This window comes from Streptomyces sp. NPDC127108 (genome assembly GCF_042677545.1).
Classification (GTDB): Bacteria; Actinomycetota; Actinomycetes; order Streptomycetales; family Streptomycetaceae; genus Streptomyces.
On sequence record NZ_JBHXTE010000030.1, the window covers coordinates 78,697 to 103,922 of the forward strand.

A 25,226-nucleotide genomic window follows, 5' to 3' on the forward strand; every position below is an offset into this window, starting at 1 on the left:
CCCCTACGAGCCCCGGCGCGGGCGGCACGTCATGAGATCCCGAACTCCTTGCTGATGAAGTCGAACATCTCGTCGTCCGTCGCGGACTCCAGCTCGCTCGCGACCTCGGCGTCCTCCTCGCCGTCCTGGCCCCGCGTGCACCGGTCGAGCAGCACCCGAAGGCGTTCGGCGATGGTGGCGAGGTCGGTGTCCGACGGCGTGCTCTCGGCGAGGCCGAGCTCCAGGGTGTCGAGCTGGGACAGGAGAGCCGCCGGGTCGGCCCCGTCGGTGCGCAGTTCGGCCTTCAGGTAGCCGGCGAGCGCGACGGGGGTGGGGTGGTCGAAGACGAGGGTGGTGGGCAGCGGCAGGCCGGTGGCCGTGCCGAGCGCGTTGCGCAGTTCGACGGCGGTGAGGGAGTCGAAGCCCAACTCGCGGAAGGCGCGGGCGGGTTCGACCTGCTCGGGGCCCCGGTAGCCGAGGACGGCCGCCGCGTGGGTGCGTACCAGGTCCTCCAGGAACCGGTCCCGCTCCGGCTCGGACAGCGCGGCGAGCTGCCGGGCGAGGTCCGTTCCGGTGCCGTCGGCCCCGTCGCCGCCGGATCCGGCCGTGCGCTCCCGCAGGGCGCGGGCCTCGGGCAGGTCGGCGAAGAGCGGGTTGGGGGTGAGTCCGGGGCCGCCCGCGAGGTACTGGTCCCAGTCGATGTCGGCGATCACCGCGGCGGTCACCTCGTGGCCGAGGGCCTGGCGCAGCGCGGCGACGGCGAGCCGGGGCTCCATGGGCGGCACGGCGCCGCCCCGCAGCCGTTCGGCGGCCACCGCGTCGGTGGCCATGCCGCCGCCGGCCCAGGCGCCCCAGGCGATGGAGGTCGCGGTGAGGCCCTGCGCCCTGCGGTGCTCGGCGAGCGCGTCGAGGGCGGCGTTGGCCGCGGCGTACCCGCCCTGTCCGGTGCCGCCGGAGAGGGCGGCGAAGGAGGAGAAGAGCACGAACGCCGACAGGTCGAGACCGGCCGTCAGCTCGTGCAGGTGCCGCGCGGACCGCACCTTCGCCCGGAAGACGGTGGCGAGGCGCCGTGCGTCCATCCCGTCGAGGACGCCGTCGTCGAGGACGCCCGCCGTGTGGAACACCGCGGTGAGCGGCGCGTCCGCGGGGATGTCGGCCAGGACGCGCGTGAGGGCGTCCCGGTCGGCGGCGTCGCAGGCGGCGATGGTGACCTCGGCGCCCAGTTCCTCCAGTTCGGCGCGGAGTTCGGTGGCTCCGGGCGCGTCCGGGCCGCGCCTGCTCGTGAGGACGAGGTGCCGGGCGCCGTGGGCGGCGAGCCAGCGTGCGACGTGGCCGCCGACGGCGCCGGTGCCGCCGGTGACCAGCGCGGTGCCGTGCGGCGTCCACGCGGGCCGCCCGTCGGGGGCGTCCCCGGCCTGCTGACCGCGTACGAGACGGCGTGCGAACACCCCGGTCCCGCGTACGGCCAGCTGGTCCTCATCGGCCCACGCGCCGCCGAGCACACCGGCGAGCCCGGCGAGCTCCCGCGCGTCGGCCGCCTCGGGCAGGTCGACCAGACCGCCCCACAGCTTCGGGTACTCCACGGCCACCACACGCCCGAGACCCCACAGCGAGGCCTGCGCGTGGCCGGACGCCGGGTCGGCTCCGCTCACGCCGAGCGCGGCCCGGCTGCCGAGCCACAGCGGCGCGCCCAGGTCGGCGGCGTGCAGGGCCTGCACCAGGGTGAGGGTCGCGGCCAGGCCGCGGCTCACCCCGCCGCTCACGGCGTGCTCCGACTCGTCGACGGCCAACAGGGAGAGGACACCGGCGAGTCGACCGCCCGCGGCGTCCGCTTCCTTGCGGAGCCGCTCGGCGAACTCCTCGCGGTCGGCGGCCCCTTCGGTGTCGACGGCGACGGTCCGCACGTCGCCCCCGTGCCCGGCGAGCGTGTCCTCGACGGCCGCCGTCCAGGCGGCGTCCGCCCCTCGGTCCGGCACGACGAGCAGCCACGCGCCGTCCAGCCTCGGCGCGGAGGCCTGTCCGAGCGGCTTCCACGAGACGCGGTAGCGCCAGGAGTCGAGCGCGGAGGTCTCGCGCCGCTGCTTCCGCCACGACGAGAGGACCGGGAGCACCTCCCCCAGCGCGGCCACGCCACTGGTCTCGCCCTCCGCGCCCAGTTCGGCGCTCAGCGACTCCAGGTCCTCCCGCTCCACGGCTTCCCAGAAGCGCGCCTCGACCTCGTCGACACCGGATCCGGTGCCACGGGCGCCGGTCGCCGGGGCCGCCTCCAGCCAGTAGCGCTCGCGCTGGAAGGCATACGTGGGCAGGTCGACGCGGTGGCGTGCCTCGGCCCGCGCGTACAGCGGCGTCCAGTCGACCTCGGCGCCCCGCACGTGCAGCTGCGCGAGGGCGGCGAGGAACGTGTCCGGCTCCGGGCGGTCCTTGCGCACCGCCGCGACGAGGCCCGCCTGGGCGGCCGGGTCGGTGAGGGTGTCGTGCGCCATGGCGGTGAGCACCGAGTCCGGGCCCAGCTCAAGCAGCGTCGAGACACCGAAGCCGGTGAGGGCGCCGAGTCCGTCGTGGAAGCGGACGGCCTCGCGGATGTGGCGGACCCAGTACTCCGGGTCCGTGAGCTGCTCCGTTTCCGCCAGCTCACCCGTGACGTTGGAGACGACGGGCAGCTTCGGGTCCTGGTACGTCAGCCCCTCCGCGACCTTCCGGAAGTCGTCCAGCGCCGGGTCCATCAACGGCGAGTGGAAAGCGTGGGAGACCTTCAGCCAGCGGACCTTACGGCCCTCGCCGCGAAGCTTCTCCTCCAGACCCTCCAGGACGGCCCGCTCGCCGGAGAGCACCACCTGCGTCGGCCCGTTGACGGCCGCCACACCCACGCTCTCCGAGAGGCCTTCCAGCAGCGGCAGTACGTCCGCCTCGGTGGCCTGCACGGCCAGCATCGCGCCACCCTCGGGCAGGGACTGCATCAACCGGCCGCGCGCGGCAACCAGTTGAGCCGCGTCCTCCAGCGACCACAGCCCGGCCACATAGGCGGCCGTCAGCTCGCCGATGGAGTGCCCACCGACAATCTCCGGCCGCACCCCGAAGGACTCGGCAAGCCGGTACGAGGCGACTTCCACCGCGAACAGCGCGGGCTGCGCGAAACCGGTCTGGGCGAGCGCCTCAGCGTCGGTACCGAACATGACGTCCTTCAACGGACGCTCCAACAGCCCGTCCAGATGCGCACACACCTCGTCCAACGCGTCGGCGAACACGGGGAACGCCTCGTACAGCTCACGCCCCATACCCACGCGCTGGCTGCCCTGCCCGGTGAAGAGGACCCCGAGACGGCCCTCGACCACCGAACCAGTCACAACGCCCGGACCACCAGCAGCAATCGCCCCCAGCCCCTCCAGGAACTCCCCACGCGCCTCACCGAGCACAACCGCCCGATGGTCGAGTGCCGCCCGCCCGGACAGCAGGGACCAGCCCACACCAACCGGCTCAAGGCTCTCGTGCCCGTCAACGTGCTCCCGCAGCCGCTCGGCCTGCGCCCGCAAGGCGTCCGCGCTGCGCGCCGACACCACCCACGGCACGACCGCCGTCACCGGCGCGTCCAGCACCGGCTCGACCACCTCGACGGACTCCGCCAACGGCGCCTGCTCCACGATCACGTGGGCGTTGGTGCCGCTCACACCGAACGACGACACACCCGCACGACGCGGCACACCACCGTCCCGCTCGGCCCACTCCCGGGCCTCCGTCAACAGCTCGACCGACCCGGCCTCCCAGTCCACGTGGGAGCTGGGCTCGTCCACGTGCAGGGTGCGGGGCAGGACGCCCTCGCGCATCGCCATGACCATCTTGATGACACCGGCGACGCCCGAAGCTGCCTGGGTGTGGCCGATGTTGGACTTGATGGAGCCGAGCCACAGCGGCTGCTCGGCGGGGCGGTCCTGGCCGTAGGTGGCGAGGAGCGCCTGGGCCTCGATCGGGTCGCCCAGCGTGGTGCCGGTGCCGTGGGCCTCGACGGCGTCCACGTCCGTGGTCGTGAGGCCCGCGCTGGCGAGGGCCGCACGGATGACGCGCTGCTGGGAGGGACCGTTGGGGGCCGTGAGGCCGTTGCTCGCGCCGTCCTGGTTGACGGCCGAGCCCTTCATGACGGCGAGGACTTCGTGGCCGTTGCGGCGGGCGTCGGACAGGCGCTCCAGGAGGAGCAGGCCGACGCCCTCGCCCCAGCCGGTGCCGTCCGCGGCCTCGGCGAACGGCTTGCAGCGGCCGTCGGCGGCGAGGCCCTGCTGCTTGCTGAACTCGTCGAAGGCGGTGGGCGTCGACATGACGGTCACGCCGCCCGCGAGCGCCATGTCGCACTCGCCCTGGCGCAGGGCCTGGGCGGCCAGGTGCAGGGCGACGAGCGAGGACGAGCAGGCCGTGTCGACGGTGACGGCGGGGCCTTCGAGGCCGAAGGCGTACGAGAGGCGGCCGGAGACGACGGCTCCGGCGTTGCCGGTGAGGAGGTAGCCCTCGACGCCCTCCGGGGGCTCCTGGACGCCGTCGCCGTACCCCTGGTAGCCGGAGCCGATGAAGACGCCGGTCTGGTCGCCCCGGACGGAGGTGGGTGCGATGCCCGCGCGCTCGAACAGTTCCCAGGACGTCTCCAGGAGGAGCCGCTGCTGGGGGTCGATCGACAGGGCCTCGCGCGGCGAGATCCCGAAGAACGAGGCGTCGAACTCGGCGGCGTCGTAGAGGAAGCCGCCCTCGGCCTTGTACGCGGCCGCGCCGGAGTTCTCCCAGCCGCGGTCGGCGGGGAAGACGGAGATGGCGTCGGTGCCGTCGGAGACCAGACGCCACAGGGCGTCGGGGCTGGTGGCGCCGCCGGGGTAGCGGCAGCTCATCGACACGATGGCGATGGGGTCGTCGGCGGGCACGGGCGCTGCCGCCGTGGTCGCGGTACCGGCGGGATCGCCGTCGCCGAGGACCTCGCGGCGCAGGTGGGCGGCGAGGATGTGGGCGTTGGGGTAGTCGAAGACGAGGGTGGTGGGGAGCTTCAGGCCGGTCGCGGCGGCGAGGCGGTTGCGCACCTCGACGGCCGTGAGCGAGTCGAAGCCCAACTCGCGGAAGGCGCGGCCGGGTTCGACGGCCTCCGCGCCCGCGTAGCCGAGGACGGCGGCGGCCTGCGCGCGGACCAGGTCGAGGACCGACCGCTCCTGCTCGGCCGCGGGCAGGGCGGCCAGCCGCTGGGCCCACTCGGAGCCGGTCGCGGGGGTCCCCGCGGCGGGCGTGGTGGCCGTCTCGGGTCCGGTGAGGGCGCGCCGCGCCTCCGGCAGGTCCCCGATGAAGGGGTTCGGACGCACCGACGTGAAGGCGGGCGCGAACCGCTCCCAGTCCACGTCGGCGACGGCGACGAACGTCTCGTCGTACGCCACGGCCTCGGCGAGTGCCGCGACCGCGCGCTCGGGTGCCATCGCCGTCACGCCGAGGCGGCGCAGCGCCTCCTCGGCGTCCTCTCCGGCCATGCCGCTGCCGCCGCCCCACAGGCCCCACGCCACGGAGGTGGCGGTGAGGCCGCGGGCGCGCCGGGCCTCTGCCAGGGCGTCGAGGTGCGCGTTGGCTGCGGCGTACGCGCCCTGGCTGCCGCTGCCCCACACGCCCGCGTTGGACGAGAACAGCACGAACGCGTCGAGGGCTCCGGTGTCGAGGAGCGCGTCGAGGTGGGCGGCGCCCGCGACCTTCGCCTCCAGGACGTCGGCGATGTCGGCGGCCGTCATCTCCACGAGCGGCTGCTCCTGGCCGACGCCCGCCGCGTGGAACACGGAGCGCAGGGTGCGTCCCTGGGCCGCCAGGTCGTCGAGGAGCCCCGACACGGCGTCCCAGTCGGCGATGTCGCAGGCGACCACGGTGACTTCGGCGCCCAGCTCCTCCAGCTCCGCCTGCAGCTCGGCGGCGCCCGGCGCGTCCGGGCCGCGACGGCTGGTGAGCACCAGGTGCTCGACGCCCTCACGGGCCAGCCACCGCGCCACATGCCCACCGATCGCACCCGTACCACCGGTGACCAGCGCCGTACCGCGCGGCGACCACTCCGGGTCCGCGTCGGCGCCCGGGGCCGTCTCCAGGGGCGCGTGCGCGAAGCGGCGTACGAAGACGCCCGTGTCCCGCACCGCGAGCTGGTCCTCGTCGCCCGCGCCCGCCACGATCGCGGCGAACCGCGAGGCGGCACGCGCGCCGTAGGTCCCCGGCAGGTCGATCAGACCGCCCCAGCGGTCCGGGTGCTCCAGGGCCACGACCCGGCCGAGGCCCCACAGTTGCGCAGCGACCGGGCGTACGTCCCGGTCCCCGCGGCCGGTGCTGACGGCTCCGCTGGTCACCGCCCACATCCGCGCGCCGATCCCGGCGTCGCCGAGGGCCTGCGCCAGGGCGACGGTGCCCGCGAGGCCGACGGACACGGCCTCGTGGCCGTCCTGCGGGGACTCGTCGAGCCCGAGCAGCGACACCACACCGGCCAGGTCCGCCCCGGCGGCGTCCCGCAGCCGCCCGGCCAGCGCCTCCCGTGTCAACTCCTGTGCGTCCAGGTCGAGTTCCACGACCTCGGCACCGGCAAGCGCCAGCGCCTCGCGCACACCTTCCGCCCACGGGTGCCGCTCACCGCTCTGCGACCGTACGACGAGCCAGCGTCCGGAGAGCCCGGAGGCCGACAGGGCACCGGCCGCCAGGGGCTTCCAGGTGACGTGGTAGCGCCATCCGTCGAGGGTGGACCGCTCGCGCCGCTGCCGCCGCCAGGACGACAGTACGGGCAGGATCGCGCCCAGCTCGGCGGCATTCTCGTCCGCCATCTCCAGCTCGGCCGCCAGCTCCTCCAGGTCCTCGCGCTCCACGGCCTCCCAGAACTTCGCCTCCACGTCGGCCACGGCGGACAGCGGCGTGCCGTCGGGCACCCCGTCGTCCGTCAGCCAGTAGTGCTGCCGCTGGAAGGCATAGGTGGGCAGGTCGACGACGGTTCCGGCGCCGGGGAAGAGTGCCTTCCAGTCCAACTCCGCGCCGCGCACGTGCGCTTCGGCGAGAGAGGCGGCGAGGCGGTCGGCGCCGCCCTCGTCGCGGCGCAGGGAGCCCAGGGCCGCGGCGGTCTCCTCGCGTCCGGCGGCCTCGATGGTGGCCTGGACGGGGACGGTGAGGACCGGGTGGGGGCTCATCTCCAGGAACAGGCCGTGGCCTTCGGCGAGGAGACCGCGGGTGGCGTGCTCGAACAGCACCGTCTGGCGGAGATTGCGGTACCAGTAGCCCGCGTCCATGGGGGTGTTGGCGTCCAGCCACTCCCCCGTCAGCGTCGAGAACAGCGGCACCTCGGCCGCCTGCGGGGCAACCCCGGCCAACGCCTCGGCTATCTGGGTCTCGATCTGCTCCACGTAGGAGGAGTGCGAGGCGTAGTCGACGGGGATGGTGCGGGCGCGGATGTCCTGCGCGACGCACTGGGCGACCAGCTCTTCGAGAGCCTCCGGCTCACCGGAGACGACCACCTGAGCGGGACCATTCACGGCGGCAAGCTCGATCCGGCCATCCCAGGCCACGATCAGCTCCCGCACCTCCGCCTCGGGCAGCGGCACGGACACCATCCCGCCCTTGCCCGACAACTCCCGGATCGCCAGGCTGCGCAGGGCCACGACCCGAGCCGCGTCCCGCAGGCTGAGCGCGCCCGCGACGCAGGCCGCGGCGATCTCGCCCTGGCTGTGCCCGACGACGGCCGCAGGCCGCACACCAGCCGCCTGCCACGTCGCGGCCAGCGACACCATCACGGCGAACAGGACCGGCTGGACCACATCCACCCGGTCGAAGTTGTCCCCGCTCAGCTCATCGAACAGCTCCCACTCGACGAACTCCGCAAGCGCGTCACCGCACTCCCGCATCCGCTCCGCGAACACCGGACTGGAGTCGAGCAGTTCACGAGCCATGCCCGCCCACTGCGACCCCTGCCCCGGGAACACGAACACGGCACGCTCCGCGCCGCCCTGCGCGCGCCCCGCCACGACATGCGTGGTGGCCGCGTCGCCCTGGGCCAGCTCGGCGAGCCCGGCGAGCAGCTCGTCCCGGTCCCGGCCGAGGGCGACGCCCCGGTGCTCGAACCGCGATCGCGCGACGGTCAGCGACCAGCCGAGGTCGGTCAGGCCGATGCCGTCGTCGGCGAGGAGTCGCCCACGCAGCCGTTCCGCCTGCGCCCGCAGGGCGCCTTCGCTCTTCGCCGACAGGGCCAGCGGGACCACGCCCGGGACGACCGACGGCGTGCCGGTCGGGGCGGGGCCGTCGGCGGGGTCGGCGGGCAGTCGTTCCTCCACCGGTGCCTGCTCCACGATCACGTGCGCGTTGGTGCCGCTCATGCCGAAGGAGGAGACGCCCGCGCGCCGCGGCCGTCCCACCTCCCGCGCGGTCCATTCGCGCGCCTCGGTCAACAGCTCGACGGTCCCCGCGGACCAGTCGACCTCGGTCGTCGGCGCCTCGGCGTGCAGCGTCCTGGGCAGGATGCCGTGCCGCATCGCCATGACCATCTTCATGACGCCCGCGACACCCGCGGCCGCCTGGGCGTGCCCGATGTTCGACTTGACGGAGCCGAGCCACAGCGGCTCCTGGTCGCCGGGGCGGTCCTTGCCGTACGTGGCGATGAGGGCCTGCGCCTCGATGGGGTCGCCGAGTGAGGTGCCGGTGCCGTGGGCCTCGACGGCGTCGACGTCGGCACCGGTGAGTCCGGCGCCGGTGAGCGCGGCACGGATGACGCGCTGCTGCGACGGGCCGTTGGGGGCCGTGAGGCCGTTGGAGGCGCCGTCCTGGTTGATCGCCGAGCCGCGGACGACCGCGAGGACCTTGTGGCCGTTGCGGCGCGCGTCGGACAGGCGCTCCAGGACCAGCATGCCGACGCCCTCGCCGACGCCGAAGCCGTCGGCGCCCTCGGCGAAGGGCTTGCAGCGGCCGTCGGCGGCGAGCCCGCGCTGGCGGCTGAAGGCGACGAGCGTGTCGGCGTTGGCCATGACGGTGGCGCCGCCCGCGAGGGCGAGGTCGCACTCGCCCTGGCGCAGGGACTGCGCGGCCAGGTGCAGGGCCACGAGGGAGGACGAGCAGGCCGTGTCGACGGTGACGGCGGGGCCCTCCAGGCCGAAGGAGTACGAGATGCGGCCGGAGATGACGCTGGTGGAGTTGCCGGTCATCAGGTGGCCTTCGAGGCCGTCGGGGATGACGCGCACGCTCTCGCCGTAGCCCTGGGACGAGGCGCCGACGAAGACGCCGCCCGCGCTGCCGCGCAGCGTGGCCGGGTCGATCCCGGCGCGCTCGAACGCCTCCCAGGAGGTCTCCAGGAGGAGCCGCTGCTGCGGGTCCATGGCCAGGGCCTCACGCGGAGAGATGCCGAAGAACACGGCGTCGAACTCTCCGGCGTCGTGCAGGAAGCCGCCGCCGCGCGAGTACGTGGTGCCCTGGTGGTCGGGGTCGGGGTCGTAGAGGGACGCGGTGTCCCAGCCTCGGCCCTCGGGCAGCCCGGAGGTGGCGTCGGCGCCCTCGCCGACGAGCCGCCACAGGTCCTCGGGGCTGGCGACGCCGCCGGGGAAGCGGCAGCTCATCGCGACGATGGCGATGGGCTCGTCGGTGACGGCCGCGACCGGGGCGGCCGGAGCCGCGACGGTGCCCGTGTCGGCGCCGGTCAGTTCGGACTTGAGGTGGCGGGCGAGGGCGAGCGGGCTCGCGTAGTCGAAGACGAGGGTCGCGGGCAGGCGCAGGCCGGTCGCCTCGTTGAGGCGGTTGCGCAGTTCCACGGCGGTCAGGGAGTCGAAGCCCAGGTCGCGGAAGGCCCGTTCGGTGTCGACCTGGTCGCCGGAGGCGTAGCCGAGCACGGCGGCGGCCTGGCCGCGCACGTGGTCGAGGAGCGCCCGCTCCCGCTCGGCGTCGGGCAGCCCGCGCAGGCGCCGCACGAGCGCCGGGGCGTCGCCGCCGGACGTGTCCTGGCCCGCGGCGGCGCGCCGGGCCGGGCCCTGGACGAGGCCGCTGAGCAGCGGCGGCAGGTTCCGGCCGTGCGTGGTGCGCAGGGCCGTGGTGTCGAGGCGCACGGGGACGAGGGCGGCGGCGCCCAGGCCGAGTGCGGTGTCGAGCAGGCCGAGGCCCTGCTCGGTGGTGAGGGGGGCGACGCCGGAGCGGGTCATCCGGTCGAGGTCGTCGGCGGTGATCTGCCCGGCCATGCCGCCGCGTTCGGCCCACAGGCCCCAGGCGAGGGAGGTGGCGGGCACGCCCTGGCCGCGCAGGTGCTGCGCGTAGGCGTCGAGGAAGGTGTTGCCCGCCGCGTAGTTGCCCTGTCCGGCGCCGCCGAGTACGCCCGCGACGGAGGAGAACAGGACGAGGGCGGCGAGGTCGGCGTCCCGGGTGAGGGCGCGCAGGTTGAGGGCCGCGTCGGCCTTGGGCCGCAGGACCCGGCCCAGTTGGCCGGCGGTGAGCGACGAGGTGATGCCGTCGTCGAAGACGCCCGCGGTGTGCACGACCGCGGTGAGGGGGCGGTCCGCGGGGACCCGGGCGAGCGCATCGGCGAGGGCGTCCCGGTCGGCGGCGTCGCAGGCGACGACGTCGATGGTGGCGCCGGACTCCTCGATGTGCGCGGCGAGTTCGGCCGCGCCCGGCGCGTCGGGGCCGCGGCGGCCGAGGAACAGCAGGTGCCGGATGCCGTGCGTGGTGACGAGGTGCCGGGCGACGAGGCCGCCGAGGCCGCCGGGGGCGCCGGTGACCAGAGCGGTGCCGTGCGGGTCCAGGACAGATTCGGTCCGGGTCTGCGGGTCCGTCGGATCGGAGGTCCGCTCGCCGAGGTCACGGGTGAGGCGGGGGACGAGTACGGCCCCGGCGCGGATCGCGCACTCGGGCTCGCCGTGCGCGTACGCGGCGGGCAGCGCGCGCAGCGACTCGGGGGCGCCGTCCACGTCGGCGAGCACGAACCGGCCCGGCTCCTCGGACTGCGCCGAACGCAGCAGGCCGAGGACGGCGGAGTGCGCGAGGCCGGGCAGCGGCTCGTCGGCGGTGACGGCGGCGGCGCCGCGGGTCAGGACGACGAGGCGCGCGTCGGCGAAGGTGTCGCCGTCGGCCGCGGTCAGCCACTCCTGGACGAGGGCGAGGGCGTCGCGGGTGGCGGCGTGCACGGAGTCGGCGTCCGTGTCGGCGTCGGCCGCGGTGGCGGTGGTGGCTCCGGCCGCCACGACGACGCCGGGTACGGGCGCGGTGCCCGCGTCCACCGCCGCGGTGAGGTCGGCGAGCGTCGGGTACGAGGCGACGTCGACGCCGTCCGCGTCCAAGAGGCGGCACAGCTCACCGGCGTCGGTGCCGTCGGCGCCGAGCACGGCCCAGGGGGTGGCCGTGGCGGCGTCCGCCGGGGTCGGGTCGACGGCTGCCGGCCGCACCCAGTTGACGCGGTACAGGTGTGCCACCCGGGTCCGGCGGGCGGCGAGGCCCTGGCGGACGTCGACGGTGCGGGACACCAGCGAGCCGATGCGGGCGACCGGGGCGCCCGAGTCGTCGGCGAGCAGCACGGAGACGGTGTCGCCGCCGCTGCCCGAGCGGGTCAGCCGTACGCGCAGGGACTTCGCCCCGTCGGCGTACAGCGCCACGTCGCTCCACGAGAACGGCAGCCGGGGCGCGCCACCCTCGTCCTCGTCGGAGGGGTCATGCGCGAGGTGTGCGGCCTGGAGGGCGGCGTCGAGGAGCACGGGGTGCAGGCCGAACCGTCCGGCCTCGTCCCGCCGGTCCTCGGGGACGCTCACCTCGGCGAACACCTCGTCACCGAGCCGCCAGACGCCACGCAGGCCCTGGAACGCGGGGCCGTACTGGACGTCCGCCGCGGCGAACTCCTCGTACAGGCCGTCGATCGCGACCGCGTCGGCGCCGTGCGGCGGCCACTGCGCGAGGTCGAACTCGGCGGCCTCGGTGCTGAGGGCGAGAACGCCGGTGGCGTGCCGGGTCCACGGCTCGGGCTCGGCGCCGTCCGCGTCGGGGCCGGTCTCCGGCCGGGAGTGGAAGCTCAGCGACCGCCGCCCGGCGGCGTCGGCGTCTCCCACGGTCAGCTGCAGTTGCACGCCGCCCGTCTCCGGGACGACCAGCGGCGACTCCATGGTCAGCTCTTCGACGAGGTCGCAGCCCACCTGGTCGCCCGCGCGCGTCGCCAGCTCCACGAACGCGGTCGCGGGCAGCAGCACGACACCCGCCACGGCGTGATCGGCCAGCCACGGGTGCGTGCGCAGCGAGAGCCGCCCCGTGAGCAGATGCCCGTCCCCGCCCGCCAGCGGCACCGCCGCGCCCAGCAACGGGTGCCGCGTGTCACCGAGCCCCGCGGCGCTGACATCGCCCGCCGTGAGGTCCGCGTGCAGCCAGTAGTGCTGGTGCTGGAAGGGGTAGGTGGGGAGGTCGACGGTGGTGCGGGCGCCCGGGAAGAGGGCCTGCCAGTCCAGCTCCGCGCCGTGGGTGTGGGCCTCGGCGAGGGAGGCGGCGAGGCGGTCGGCACCGCCCTCGTCGCGCCGGAGTGAGCCGAGGGTGGCGGCCGGGCTGTCGGTGGCGTCGATGGTCGCCTGCACCGGCACGGTCAGGACCGGGTGGGGGCTCATCTCCAGGAACAGGCCGTGGCCCTCGGCCAGGAGGCCGCGGGTGGCGTGCTCGAACAGCACCGTCTGACGGAGGTTGCGGTACCAGTAGCCCGCGTCCATCGGGGTGTTGGCGTCCAGCCACTCCCCCGTCAGCGTCGAGAACAGGGGCACCTCGGCGGCCTGGGGAGACACGTCCGCCAGGGCCTCGGCTATCTGGGCCTCGATCTGCTCCACGTAGGAGGAGTGCGAGGCGTAGTCCACCGGAATCGTGCGGGCGCGAATGTCCTGCGCCACGCACTGGGCAACCAGCTCTTCCAGGGCCTCGGGCTCACCGGAGACCACCACCTGAGCGGGACCGTTCACGGCGGCAAGCTCAATCCGACCGTCCCAAGCCGAGATCAGCTCCCGCACCTCGGCCTCGGGCAACGGCACGGACACCATCCCGCCCTTGCCCGACAACTCCCGGATGGCGAGGCTGCGCAGAGCCACCACACGCGCGGCGTCCCGCAGGCTGAGCGCACCCGCGACGCACGCGGACGCAATCTCGCCCTGACTGTGCCCGACGACAGCAGCAGGCTGCACACCAGCCGCCTGCCAGGTCGCGGCCAGCGACACCATCACGGCGAACAACACCGGCTGGACCACGTCCACCTGATCGAAGTTGTCCCCGCTCAGCTCATCGAGCAGATCCCACTCGACGAACTCGGAGAGCGCGTCACCGCACTCCCGCATCCGCTCGGCGAACACCGGACTGGAGTCGAGGAGTTCACGGGCCATCCCGGCCCACTGCGACCCCTGCCCCGGGAACACGAACACCGGACGGACCTTGCCCTTGGCGCCCAGCGCTCGCCCGGTCACCACGGCACCGCTCGTGCTGTCGCCCTGGGCCAGCGCCTCAAGCCCGGCGAGGACCTCGTCCCGGTCCCCGCCGAGGACGACGCCCCGCTGGTCGAACCGCGACCGCGCCACCGCCAACGACCAGGCCACATCACCCAGCTCAAGACCACCATCGGCAAGCAGCAACTCCCGCACCCGCGCGGCCTGCTCCCGCAAAGCCCCCTCGGTCTTACCCGAAAGCGCCAACGGCACCACACCCGACACCACCGCCGACGACGAAGACGCAGCAGCACCCTCAGGCTCACCCGACGCGGACTCCACCTCCGCCGCAGGCTCCACCACCGGGGCCTGCTCCACGATCACGTGCGCGTTCGTACCGCTCATGCCGAAGGACGAGACGCCCGCGCGCCTGGGCAGCCCGGGCTCCCGCTCGGGCCATTCGCGCGCCTCGGTCAGCAGCTCGACGGTCCCCGCGGACCAGTCGACCTCGGAGGTCGGGGCGTCCACGTGCAGGGTCTGGGGCAGTACGCCTGCCCGCAGCGCCATGACCATCTTGATGACACCGGCGACACCGGCGGCGGCCTGGGTGTGCCCGATGTTCGACTTCAACGAGCCGAGCCACAGGGGCTGTTCCTCGGTGTGCTCCTTGCCGTAGGTGGCGAGGAGCGCCTGGGCCTCGATGGGGTCACCGAGGGTGGTGCCCGTGCCGTGGGCCTCGACGGCGTCCACGTCGCCTGCCGCGAGGCCCGCGTTCGCGAGGGCGGCGCGGATGACGCGGCGCTGGGAGGGGCCGTTGGGGGCGGTCAGGCCGTTGGACGCGCCGTCCTGGTTGACGGCCGAGCCACGGACGACCGCGAGGACCTTGTGCCCGTTGCGGCGGGCGTCGGAGAGGCGCTCGACGAGGAGCATGCCCACGCCCTCGCCCCAGCCCGTGCCGTCCGCCGCGTCGGCGAACGCCTTGCAGCGGCCGTCGGCCGCGAGGCCGCGCTGGCGGCTGAACTCGACGAACGTCTCGGGCGACGACATGACGGTCACGCCGCCCGCGAGTGCCATGGTGCACTCGCCCTGGCGCAGCGCCTGCGCGGCGAGGTGCAGGGCGACGAGCGAGGACGAGCAGGCCGTGTCGACAGTGACGGCCGGGCCCTGGAGGCCGAGGACGTAGGAGAGGCGGCCGGACATGACGCTGGTGGTGTTGCCGGTGAGGAGGTGGCCCTCGACGCCTTCGGGGGCCTGGCGGACGCCTTCGCCGTACCCCTGGTAGCCGGAGCCGACGAACACGCCCGCGCGGCTGCCGCGCAGGGTCGCCGGGTCGATCCCGGCGCGCTCGAAGGCCTCCCACGCGGTCTCCAGGAGGAGCCGCTGCTGCGGGTCCATGGCGAGGGCCTCGCGGGGCGAGATACCGAAGAAGGAGGCGTCGAACCGGCCCGCGTCGTGCAGGAAGCCGCCGTGGCGGGCGTAGAAGGTGCCCTGCTTGTCGGGGTCGGGGTCGTAGAGGGACTCGACGTCCCAGCCGCGGCCTTCGGGGAGTTCGCCGATGGCGTCGGCGCCGTCGGCGACGAGCCGCCACAGGTCCTCGGGGCTCGCGACACCGCCGGGGAAGCGGCAGCTCATGCCGACGATCGCGATGGGCTCCCTGGCGGCCGCCGCGAGCTGCTGGTTCTGCCGTCGCAGCCGCTCGGTCTCCTTCAGAGACGCGCGCAGCGCTTCAACGACCGTGTCCGAAGGCCTCGTCATGTCCGGCTCCACATCCGTGCTGCGTCCATTCGTGCTGCGTGGGCTCGCGCCGCGGCTCGCACTGTGTGTCGTTCGGCGGCTCGTGCCGCGTCCTGCGCCGTGTGTCGTGCCGCGCCTCGCGCCGCGTGGCACACAGCGCGTCGTACTGCGTCTCGTGCTGGGTCAGGAGTCACTGTTGTCCAAGGCCAGCTGGATCAGGTTGGCCACGTCCATGGCGTCGATCGAGGCGTCCGCGTCGTCGTCATCGGCCGGTGCCGTGCCCGTGTCCGGCGCGGCCAGGCGCAGGAGGGCGTCCACGAGGCCCGCCTCGCGGATGCGGGCGATCGGGACGGCCGCCAGGGCGCGGCGGACCTCGGCGTCGGCCGGGTCGTCGGCCCCCGTCCCCTCGCCGTCGGCGCCGTCCGTGGTGTCGGCGGCCGCGTCGGGCAGGAGTTCGGCGAGGAGCTCCAGGGCCAGCTCGCCGGGGGTCGGGTGGTCGAAGACGAGGGTGCTCGGCAGGCTCAGGCCGGTCGCGGCGTTGAGGCGGGTGCGCAGTTCCACGGCGGTCAGGGAGTCGAAGCCGAAGTCCTTGAACGCGCGGTCCTCGCGGACGGCTTCCGTGCCGGTGTGGCCGAGTACGGCGGCGACTTCCGTGCGCACGAGCTTCAGGACGGTCCGCTCGCGCTCGGCGGGCGTCGCGTCGGCGAGTCGGGCGCGCAGGGCGGCCTCCGCGTCGGCTCCGTCGGAGGCGCGTGCGCCCTGGTCGGCGGACGCGGCGTCGAGGGCGCGGCGGGCCTCCGGCAGGTCGTCGAGCAGCGGGCTGGGCCGCCGCACGGTGAACGCCGGGGCGAACCGCTCCCAGTCGACATCGGCGACGGTCACGAGCGGGTCGCGCCGGTCGAGCGCGTGCCGCAGGGCCGCGATCGCCGACTCGGGCCGCAGCACGGGCAGCCCGCGCTTGCTCAGGTGCGCCGCGGCGGCGTCGTCGCCCGCCATGCCCGATCCGCCCCACGGCCCCCACGCCACCGACGTCACGGCCCGGCCCTGGGCCCGGCGGCGCTCGGCGAGGCCGTCGAGGAAGGCGTTGGCGGCGGCGTAAGCGGCCTGGCCGCCGCTGCCCCACACTCCGGCGATGGACGAGAACAGCACGAAGGCGTCCAGCGGCGTGTCGCCGAGCAGGTCGTCCAGGTGCGCCGCGCCCGCGGTCTTCGCGGCGACGATCTCCGCGAAGTCCTCGGGTCCGGTCTCGTCGATCATCCGGTCCTGGCCGAGGCCCGCCGCGTGCACGACGGCGCTGAGCGGCGCGTCCGCGGGGATCTCGGCGAGCAGCCGGGCGAGGGCGTCGCGGTCGGCTACGTCGCAGGCCGCGACGGTGACCTTGGCGCCCAGGTCCTCCAGTTCGGCGCGGAGTTCGGCGGCTCCGGGCGCGTCCGGGCCGCGCCTGCTCGTCAGTACGAGGTGCTGGGCGCCGCCGCCCGCGCACCAGCGTGCGACGTGGGCGCCGAGGGCGCCGGTGCCGCCGGTGACGAGGACGGTGCCGCGCGGCTGCCAGGGCGTGGCCGGGGCGGCGCTCCGGGGCGCCCGGACGAGGCGGCGCACGTGCACGCCCGAGGGGCGGACGGCGAGTTGGTCCTCGGTGAAGCCGGGTGCCGCGGTGCGGGTGAGGAGGGTGGTGAGGAGGTCGCGGGCGCGGGCGGGAACGGTGCCTTCGAGGGCGCCGGTGCCGCTGGTGGCGTCCGTCGTCTTCATGGCGCCCTTGGCGCCGGTGCTCCCCGTCGTCTCCGTGAGGTCGATGAGGCCGCCCCACACGTCGGGGTGCTCAAGGCCCACGACCCGGCCGAATCCCCACGCCTGCCCCTGCGTGACACTGCGTACGGGGTCGGCGTCGCCGACGGAAACGGCGCCGGACGTCGCGATCCACAGCCGCCCGCCGACCTCGGCGTCGACGACGGCCTGCGTGAGCGCGAGGGTCGCGGCCATGCCCCACGTGAGGGCGGGGGTGCCCTCCCTTGAGTGATCGTCTTCGCCGGATGCGGCCTGGCCGTACGGCCGCTCGTCCAGGGCGAGCAGCGACAGCACACCCGCCAGGGCAGCGCCCCCGTCAGCGGCCTCCGCCCCCTCTGCGGACTCCCGCAGGAGCCGCGCCATCGCCGTGCGGTCGACGACCTCGTCACCCACGACGACGCGCCGGACGTCCGCACCCGCGGCGGCGAGCGCCTCTTCGGCGGCCGCGCTCCAGGGGTGTCCGGCCGCACCGGCCGGTACGACAAGGGCCCAGGTCCCGCCGAACGCCGAACCGGCACCCGGCGACGGGTCACCGGACAGCGGCTTCCAGGTGACCCGGTAGCGCAGGGCCTCCACCTGGTGCTGTTCCTGCTGCCGCCGTCGCCAGGTCGCGAGCGCGGGCAGGACGGACTTCAGCGAGGCCTCCTGGTCCAACTCCAGCGTCTCCGCGAGCCCTTCCAGGTCCTCGCGCTGCACGACCTCCCAGAACTCGGCGTCCACGCCGTCGCTCCGGTCCTCGGCCGACGTGCCCGAACCCTTCGGCTCCGGCCAGTAGGTCCGGTGCTGGAAGGCGTACGTGGGCAGCTCCACGAGGCGCCGGGCGCGCGTGGTGCCGTACAGGGGCGTCCAGTCGACGTCGATGCCGCGCACGTGGAGATGGGCGAGGGCGGCGAGGAACGTGTCCGGCTCGGGGCGGTCCTTGCGCAGGGCCGCGACCAGACCGGCCTCGGCGGACGGGTCGGTGATCGTGTCGTGGGCCATCGCCGTCAGGACGGCATCCGGACCGAGTTCCAGCACAGTGCTCGCGCCGAAACCAGTCAGAGCGGTCAGCCCGTCATGGAAGCGGACGGCCTCACGGATGTGACGGACCCAGTACTCCGGATCCTTCAGCTGAGCCGACTCCGCCAGCTCACCCGTGACGTTGGAGACGACGGGCAGCTTCGGCGTCTGGTACGTCAGCTCCTCCGCGACCTTCCGGAAGTCATCCAGCGCCGGGTCCATCAACGGCGAGTGGAAAGCGTGCGACACCTTCAGCCAGCGGACCTTACGGCCCTCGCCGCGAAGCTTCTCCTCCAGACCCGCCAGGACCGTCCGCTCGCCGGAGAGCACCACCTGGGCGGGCCCGTTCACGGCCGCCACACCCACACTCTCCGAGAGGCCCTCCAGCAACGGCAGTACGTCCGCCTCGGCGGCCTGCACCGCGAGCATGCCCCCACCCTCAGGCAGGGCCTGCATCAACCGGCCACGCGCGGCAACCAGTTGAGCCGCATCCTCCAGAGACCACAGCCCAGCCACATACGCGGCGGTCAACTCACCGATCGAGTGCCCGCCCACGATCTCCGGCCGCACCCCGAAGGACTCAGCCAGCCGGTACAGCGCCACCTCGACGGCGAACAGCGCGGGCTGCGCGAAGGCAGTCTGCTCCAGAAGCGCGCCATCGGCTCCGAACATGACGTCCTTCAGCGGGCGTTCCAGGTGCCCGTCCAGGTGCGCGCACACCTCGTCCAGCGCATCCGCGAACACAGGGAACGCCTCGTACAGCTCCCGGCCCATGCCGACCCGCTGACTGCCCTGCCCGGTGAAGACAACCCCGAGACGGCCGTCCGTCACGGAGCCCGTCACGGCCCCGGGCCCGCCCGACGCGACGGCGTCGAGCCCGGCCAGGAGTTCTACCCGGCCGTGGCCGAGCACGACGGCGCGGTGCTCGTGCAGGGCGCGACCCGAGAGGAGCGACCAGGCCACGTCGGCGGACTCCACCTCAGCGCGGCCGGTCAGGTGCTCGACGAGCCGCCCGGCCTGGGCGCGCAGCGCCTCCGTGCTGCGGGCCGACACCAGCCACGGCACGGCCGTCCCCGGAGTGACCTCGTCGGCGGACTCGGGCGACTCAACGGCCCCACCGGACTCGGCGGACTCAGCCCCCGGCGCCTGCTCCACGATCACATGCGCGTTCGTACCGCTCACGCCGAACGAAGAGACCGCAGCCCGACGCGGCGCGCCGCCGTCCCGCCCGGCCCACTCCCGGGCCTCCGTCAACAGCTCGACCGAACCCGCCGACCAGTCGACGTGCGTGCTGGGCTCGTCCACGTGCAGTGTGCGCGGCAGCACGCCGTGGCGCATGGCCATCACCATCTTGATGACGCCCGCGACACCGGCGGCGGCCTGCGTGTGCCCGATGTTGGACTTCACCGAGCCGAGCCACAGGGGCCGGTCGGCCGCCCGCTCCTGCCCGTAGGTGGCGAGGAGCGCCTGGGCCTCGATGGGGTCGCCGAGGGTGGTGCCGGTGCCGTGCGCCTCGACCGCGTCCACGTCACCGGCGGACAGCCGGGCGTTGGCGAGGGCGGCGCGGATGACGCGCTGCTGCGAGGGGCCGTTGGGGGCGGTGAGGCCGTTGCTGGCGCCGTCCTGGTTGACAGCCGAGCCCCGGACAACAGCCAAGACTTCATGACCGTGGCGCTTGGCGTCCGACAGGCGCTCCAGGAGGAGCAGGCCCACGCCCTCGCCCCAGCCGGTACCGTCCGCCGCCTCCGCGAACGCCTTGCAGCGGCCGTCCGCGGCGAGGCCGCGCTGACGGCTGAACTCGATGAACGCGCTGGGCGTGGACATCACGGTCACGCCGCCCGCGAGCGCCATGTCGCACTCGCCCTGCCGCAGCGCCTGCGCGGCGAGGTGCAGCGCGACGAGAGCGGAGGAGCACGCGGTGTCGACGGTCATGGCGGGGCCTTCGAAACCGAAGGCGTACGAGAGGCGGCCGGAGACGACGCTCGCCGCGTTGCCCGTGCCGATGTAGCCCTCGGCGCCTTCGGGGGCGTCCTTCAGGAGGTCCAGGTAGTCCTGGCCGTTCGTGCCGGCGAACACGCCCGTGCGGCTGCCGTGCAGCGTCGGAGGTGCGATCCCGGCACGCTCGAACAGTTCCCACGCGGTCTCCAGGAGGAGCCGCTGCTGCGGGTCCATGGCGAGGGCCTCGCGCGGCGAGATGCCGAAGAAGTCCGCGTCGAACCCGCCCGCGTCCGGCAGGAATCCGCCCTGGCGGGCGTAGGTGGAGCCGGGCGTCGCCGGGTCGGGGTCGTACAGCCCCCCGGTGTCCCAGCCTCGGTCGGCGGGGAACTCCCCCATCGCGTCGACGCCGTCGGCGACGAGCCGCCACAGGTCTTCCGGGTCGCGCACGCCGCCGGGGAAGCGGCAGCTCATCGACACGATGGCGATGGGCTCGTCGTCGACCGGGCCGGTGGGCGCGACCGCCGTGGGGGCGGTGGTGTCGAAGCTGTCGCCGGTGAGGAGGAGGCCGGAGAGATAATCGGCGACGGACCTCGGCGACGGGTAGTCGAAGACGAGGGTGGCCGGGAGGGTGAGGCCGGTCGCGGCGCCCAGGCGGTTGCGGAACTCCACCGAGGTGAGCGAGTCGAACCCCAGCCCCTTGAAGGCGCTGTCGCCGGGCACCGCCTCCGTACCGCCGTGCCCGAGCACCGCGGCGGCCTGGTTCCGCACCAGGTCGAGCAGGGTCCGCTCGGCGTCCGGGCGCGGCAGGGCCGCCAACTGGTCCTTGAGGGACGTGACTTCGCCGTCACCCGCACCAGCGGTCTGCTCCGCGCGGGCGGCCGCCGTCTCCGGCAGGTCGTCGAAGAGGGTGCTGCGCCGGGTGGCCGTGAAGCCGTCGGCGAACCGGTCCCAGACGATGTCGGCGACGACGAGGGCGGACGTCCTGTCCGCCGACGCGACCTGCGCGGACGAGACCTGCGCGGACGCGTGGGCTGTCGCCCGGCGCAGCGCCTCGATCGCACGCGCCGGGTCCATGACGGGCAGGCCCGCTTCGCGCATCCGCCCGTCGGAGCCGTCGTCGGCGGCCATGCCGCTCCCGGCCCACGGGCCCCAGGCAAGCGAGACGGCGGGCAGTCCGGCGGCACTCCGCTGTTCGGCGAGGGCGTCCAGGAAGGCGTTCGCCGCCGCGTAGTTGCCCTGGCCGGGCGCGCCGACGGTCCCGGTGAGGGAGGAGAAGAGGACGAAGGCCGACAGGTCGGCGTGGCGGGTCAGCTCGTCCAGGTTCCGGGCCGACTCGGCCTTGGCACGGAACACGGAAGCCATCCGGTCCGCCGTGAGCCCGTCGAGGACGCCGTCGTCCAGGACACCCGCCGTGTGGAACACCCCGGTCAACGGCACATCGTCCGGGATCTCCCCCAGGACTTGGGCCAGCGCCTCACGGTCCGCCGCGTCACACGCCGCGACCGTCACGCGTACACCCAACTCCTCCAATTCGGTACGGAGTTCGGGCGCACCCGGCGCGTCAAGACCACGACGGCTCGTCAGCAGCACATGACCGGCACCCGCACGCGCCACCCACCGCGCCACATGACCACCCAGCGCACCCGTACCACCCGTCACAAGCACCGTGCCACCAGCCGGAGACCACTCCCCCACTGACGACTCGCTCAGCGCCGCGTCCCCGAAGCCCGCACGCACCAGTCTGCGTACGAACACACCGGAGCCGCGCACCGCCACCTGGTCCTCGCCCGACGAGGCCCCGAGGACCTGGGTGAGCCGGGACATGGCACGCGCGTCGGCCGTCTCGGGCAGGTCCACCAGACCGCCCCAGCGCTCGGGGTGTTCGAGGGCGACGACCCGGCCGAGGCCCCACACGGCCGCGCCGTCGGCGTCGGCCACGGAGTCCGAGGCGCCGACGGAGACGGCGCCCCGCGTCGCCACCCACAGCGGCGCGGCCACCGCCGCGTCACCGAGGGCCTGCACGAGGGCGAGAGTCGGGAGCACGTCGGCCGGCGCGCACGCCAGCAGGGAGAGGACGCCCGTGACGGTCGTGCCGTTCCCGGTGTCCTGGTCGTGGTCCGCGAGGGCGTCGGTCACGCGCGCCCGCAGCGTGTCGCGGTCGGTGTCCCGCGCGTCCACCCGCAGGACGTGCACCCGTGCCCCGGCCTGTTCCAGGGCGCGGGCGGAGGCGTCGAGCCACGGCTCGTCCGTCGCGTCGGCGCGGGCGACGACCAGCCAGGTGCCGGTGAGTCCGGCCCGCGACTGCTTGGCGAGCGGCTTCCAGGTGACGCGGTACTGCCAGCGGTCCAGCTCGGACTGCTCGTGCCGCTGCCGTCGCCAGGCCGTCAGCGCGGGCAGCACGGACCGCAGCGGCGCCTCCTCGTCGACGTCAAGGGCCCCGGTCAGAGCCGCGAGGTCCTCGTCCTCCACGGCCTTCCAGAAACTCGCGTCCGCCGGGTCGAAGCCGTCCCCGGCGGCGCCCGTCGCCTGCTCCAGGGGGTTGAGCCAGAGGTGCTGGTGCTGGAAGGCGTACGTGGGCAGGTCGACGTGGCGGCGCGCCTCGACGGGCTCGAAGAAGCGGGACCAGTCGACGGTGGTGCCGCGCACGTGGAGATGGGCGAGGGCGGCGAGGAACGTGTCCGGCTCGGGGCGGTCCTTGCGCAGGGCCGCGACCAGACCGGCCTGGGCGGCCGGGTCGGTGATCGTGTCGTGGGCCATCGCCGTCAGGACGGCGTCCGGACCGAGTTCCAGCACAGTGCTCGCGCCGAAACCGGTCAGAGCGGTCAGCCCGTCGTGGAAGCGGACGGCCTCGCGAATGTGGCGGACCCAGTACTCCGGATCCTTCAGCTGAGCCGACTCCGCCAGCTCACCCGTGACGTTGGAGACGACGGGCAGCTTCGGGTCCTGGTACGTCAGCTCCTCCGCGACCTTCCGGAAGTCGTCCAGCGCCGGGTCCATCAACGGCGAGTGGAAAGCGTGCGAGACCTTCAGCCAGCGGACCTTGCGGCTCTCACCGCGAAGCTTCCCCTCCAGGCCCTCCAGGACCGTCCGGTCACCGGAGAGCACCACCTGCGTCGACCCGTTCACAGCCGCCACACCGGCGCGATCCGATACGCCCTCAAGCAGCGGCAGTACGTCGGCCTCAGCGGCCTGGACCGCGAGCATGCCCCCGCCCTCGGGCAGGGCCTGCATCAACCGGCCGCGCGCAGCCACCAGTTGGGCAGCGTCCTCCAGGGACCACAGCCCGGCCACATACGCAGCGGTCAACTCACCGATCGAGTGCCCGCCGACGATCTCCGGCCGCACCCCGAAGGACTCGACGAGCCGGTACAGCGCCACCTCGACGGCGAACAGCGCGGGCTGCGCGAAGCCGGTCTGGGCGAGCGCCTCCGCGTCGGTACCGAACATGACGTCCTTCAACGGACGCTCCAACAGCCCGTCCAGGTGCGCACACACCTCGTCCAGGGCGTCGGCGAACACGGGGAAGGCGTCGTACAACTCACGCCCCATACCGACGCGCTGACTGCCCTGCCCGGTGAAGAGAACGCCGAGACGGCCCTCGACCACCGAACCAGTCACCACCCCCGGACCACCGGAGGCCACGACTCCCAGCCCGGCGAGGAACTCCTCCCGCTCCCGCCCGAAGACGACCGCCCGGTGCTCGTGCAGGGCGCGGCCCGAAAGCAGCGACCAGCCCACGCCGACGGCGTCGAGGTCCCCGCGCCCGGCCACGTGGTCCCGCAGCCGCTCGGCCTGTGCCCGCAGCGCCTCGGCGCTGCGGCCCGAAACCGCCCACGGCACCACGGCACCCGCCACCGGCGCGGCACCGACGGGCTCGGCCGACTCGGGCTGCTCCGCGGGCTCCTCCAGGGACGCCTGCTCGACGATCACATGCGCGTTGGTGCCGCTCACGCCGAACGACGACACACCCGCGCGACGCGGCGCGCCGCCGTCCCGCCCGGCCCACTCCCGGGCCTCCGTCAACAGCTCGACAGCCCCGGCCTCCCAGTCCACGTGGGAGTTCGGGCGGTCCACGTGGAGGGTGCGGGGCAGGGTCTCGTGCCGCATGGCCATGACCATCTTGATGACGCCCGCGACTCCGGCGGCGGCCTGCGTGTGCCCGAGGTTGGACTTCACCGAGCCGAGCCACAGGGGCGCGGTGCCGCCGGTGGTGGTCTCGGGGCGGTCCTGGCCGTAGGTGGCGAGGAGCGCCTGGGCCTCGATCGGGTCGCCGAGGGTCGTGCCGGTGCCGTGCGCCTCGACCGCGTCGACATCGGCGGCCGTGAGGCCCGCGTTGGTCAGGGCGGCGCGGATGACACGCTGCTGGGCGGGGCCGTTGGGGGCGGTGAGGCCGCTGCTGGCGCCGTCCTGGTTGACGGCGGTGCCGCGGACGACCGCGAGGACCTTGTGGCCGTTGCGGCGCGCGTCCGAGAGGCGCTCCAGGAGGAGCAGGCCGACGCCCTCGCCCCAGCCGGTGCCGTCCGCGGCCTCGGCGAAGGCCTTGCAGCGGCCGTCGGCGGAGAGGCCGCGCTGACGGCTGAACTCCACGAAGGTGTCCGGCGTCGACATGACGGTCACGCCACCGGCGAGGGCCATGGTGCACTCGCCCTGGCGCAGCGCCTGCGCGGCGAGGTGCAGGGCGACGAGGGAGGAGGAGCAGGCCGTGTCGATGGTGACGGCGGGGCCTTCGAGGCCGAAGGTGTACGAGACGCGTCCGGAGGCGATGCTGCCCGCGCTGCCGTTGCCGAGGTAGCCCTCGAACTCCTCCAGGCCCTCGGGGCTGCTGAGGATGCGGTTGCCGTAGTCGCCGTACATGACGCCGACGAAGACTCCGGTCTTGGACCCTCGTACGGACAGCGGGTCGACGCCCGCCCGCTCGAAGGCCTCCCAGGTGGATTCCAGGAGGAGGCGCTGCTGCGGGTCGATGGCGAGGGCCTCGCGCGGCGAGATGCCGAAGAAGGCCGGGTCGAACTCCGCCGCGTCGTGCAGGAATCCGCCTTCGCGGGCGTAGCTCTTGCCCGCGCGGGTCGGGTCGGGGTCGTGGAGGTCCGCGTCCCAGCCCCGGTCGTCGGGGAAGGGGGAGATCGCGTCCCCGCCCTCGGCGACGAGCTGCCAGAGGTCTTCCGGGCCGCTCACGCCGCCGGGGTAGCGGCAGCTCATCGCGACGATGGCGATGGGCTCCCGGCTCACCGACTCGGCGTCCTGTAGACGCTGCCGGGTCTGATGCAGATCCGCGGTAACTCGCTTGAGGTACTCGCGGAGTTTCTGCTCGTTCGCCATTTCGGTGCGACTCCTTCAACGCAGAGGGCCGACCCCATCACATCGGCGGGAGGGCAGGGGCAACAACCCCTACCCTCCCCCTATGGACCCCTTGAGGAATTT

General features: G+C 74.3%; 2 protein-coding genes. Both read right to left on the reverse strand.

Going from position 1 to position 25,226, the window contains the following annotated elements; all coding sequences use genetic code 11:
* Positions 1-29 precede the first annotated feature (29 nt).
* Positions 30-15,104: a type I polyketide synthase gene (locus ACFVHO_RS24860; protein ID WP_385718567.1), complete on the reverse strand. Its 15,075-nt coding sequence runs from the start codon at positions 15,102-15,104 to the stop codon at positions 30-32.
* 162 nt (positions 15,105-15,266) lie between these two features.
* A complete protein-coding gene (locus ACFVHO_RS24865) occupies positions 15,267-25,124 on the reverse strand; it encodes a type I polyketide synthase (protein WP_385718570.1) in 9,858 nt (3,285 codons plus the stop codon).
* Positions 25,125-25,226 lie beyond the last annotated feature (102 nt).

Coding starts and splice junctions, on each gene's coding strand:
- ACFVHO_RS24865 (WP_385718570.1), bottom strand. CDS start 25,124: ATGGCGAACGAGCAGAAACTCCGCGAGTACCTCAAGCGAGTTACCGCG.
- ACFVHO_RS24860 (WP_385718567.1), bottom strand. CDS start 15,104: ATGACGAGGCCTTCGGACACGGTCGTTGAAGCGCTGCGCGCGTCTCTG.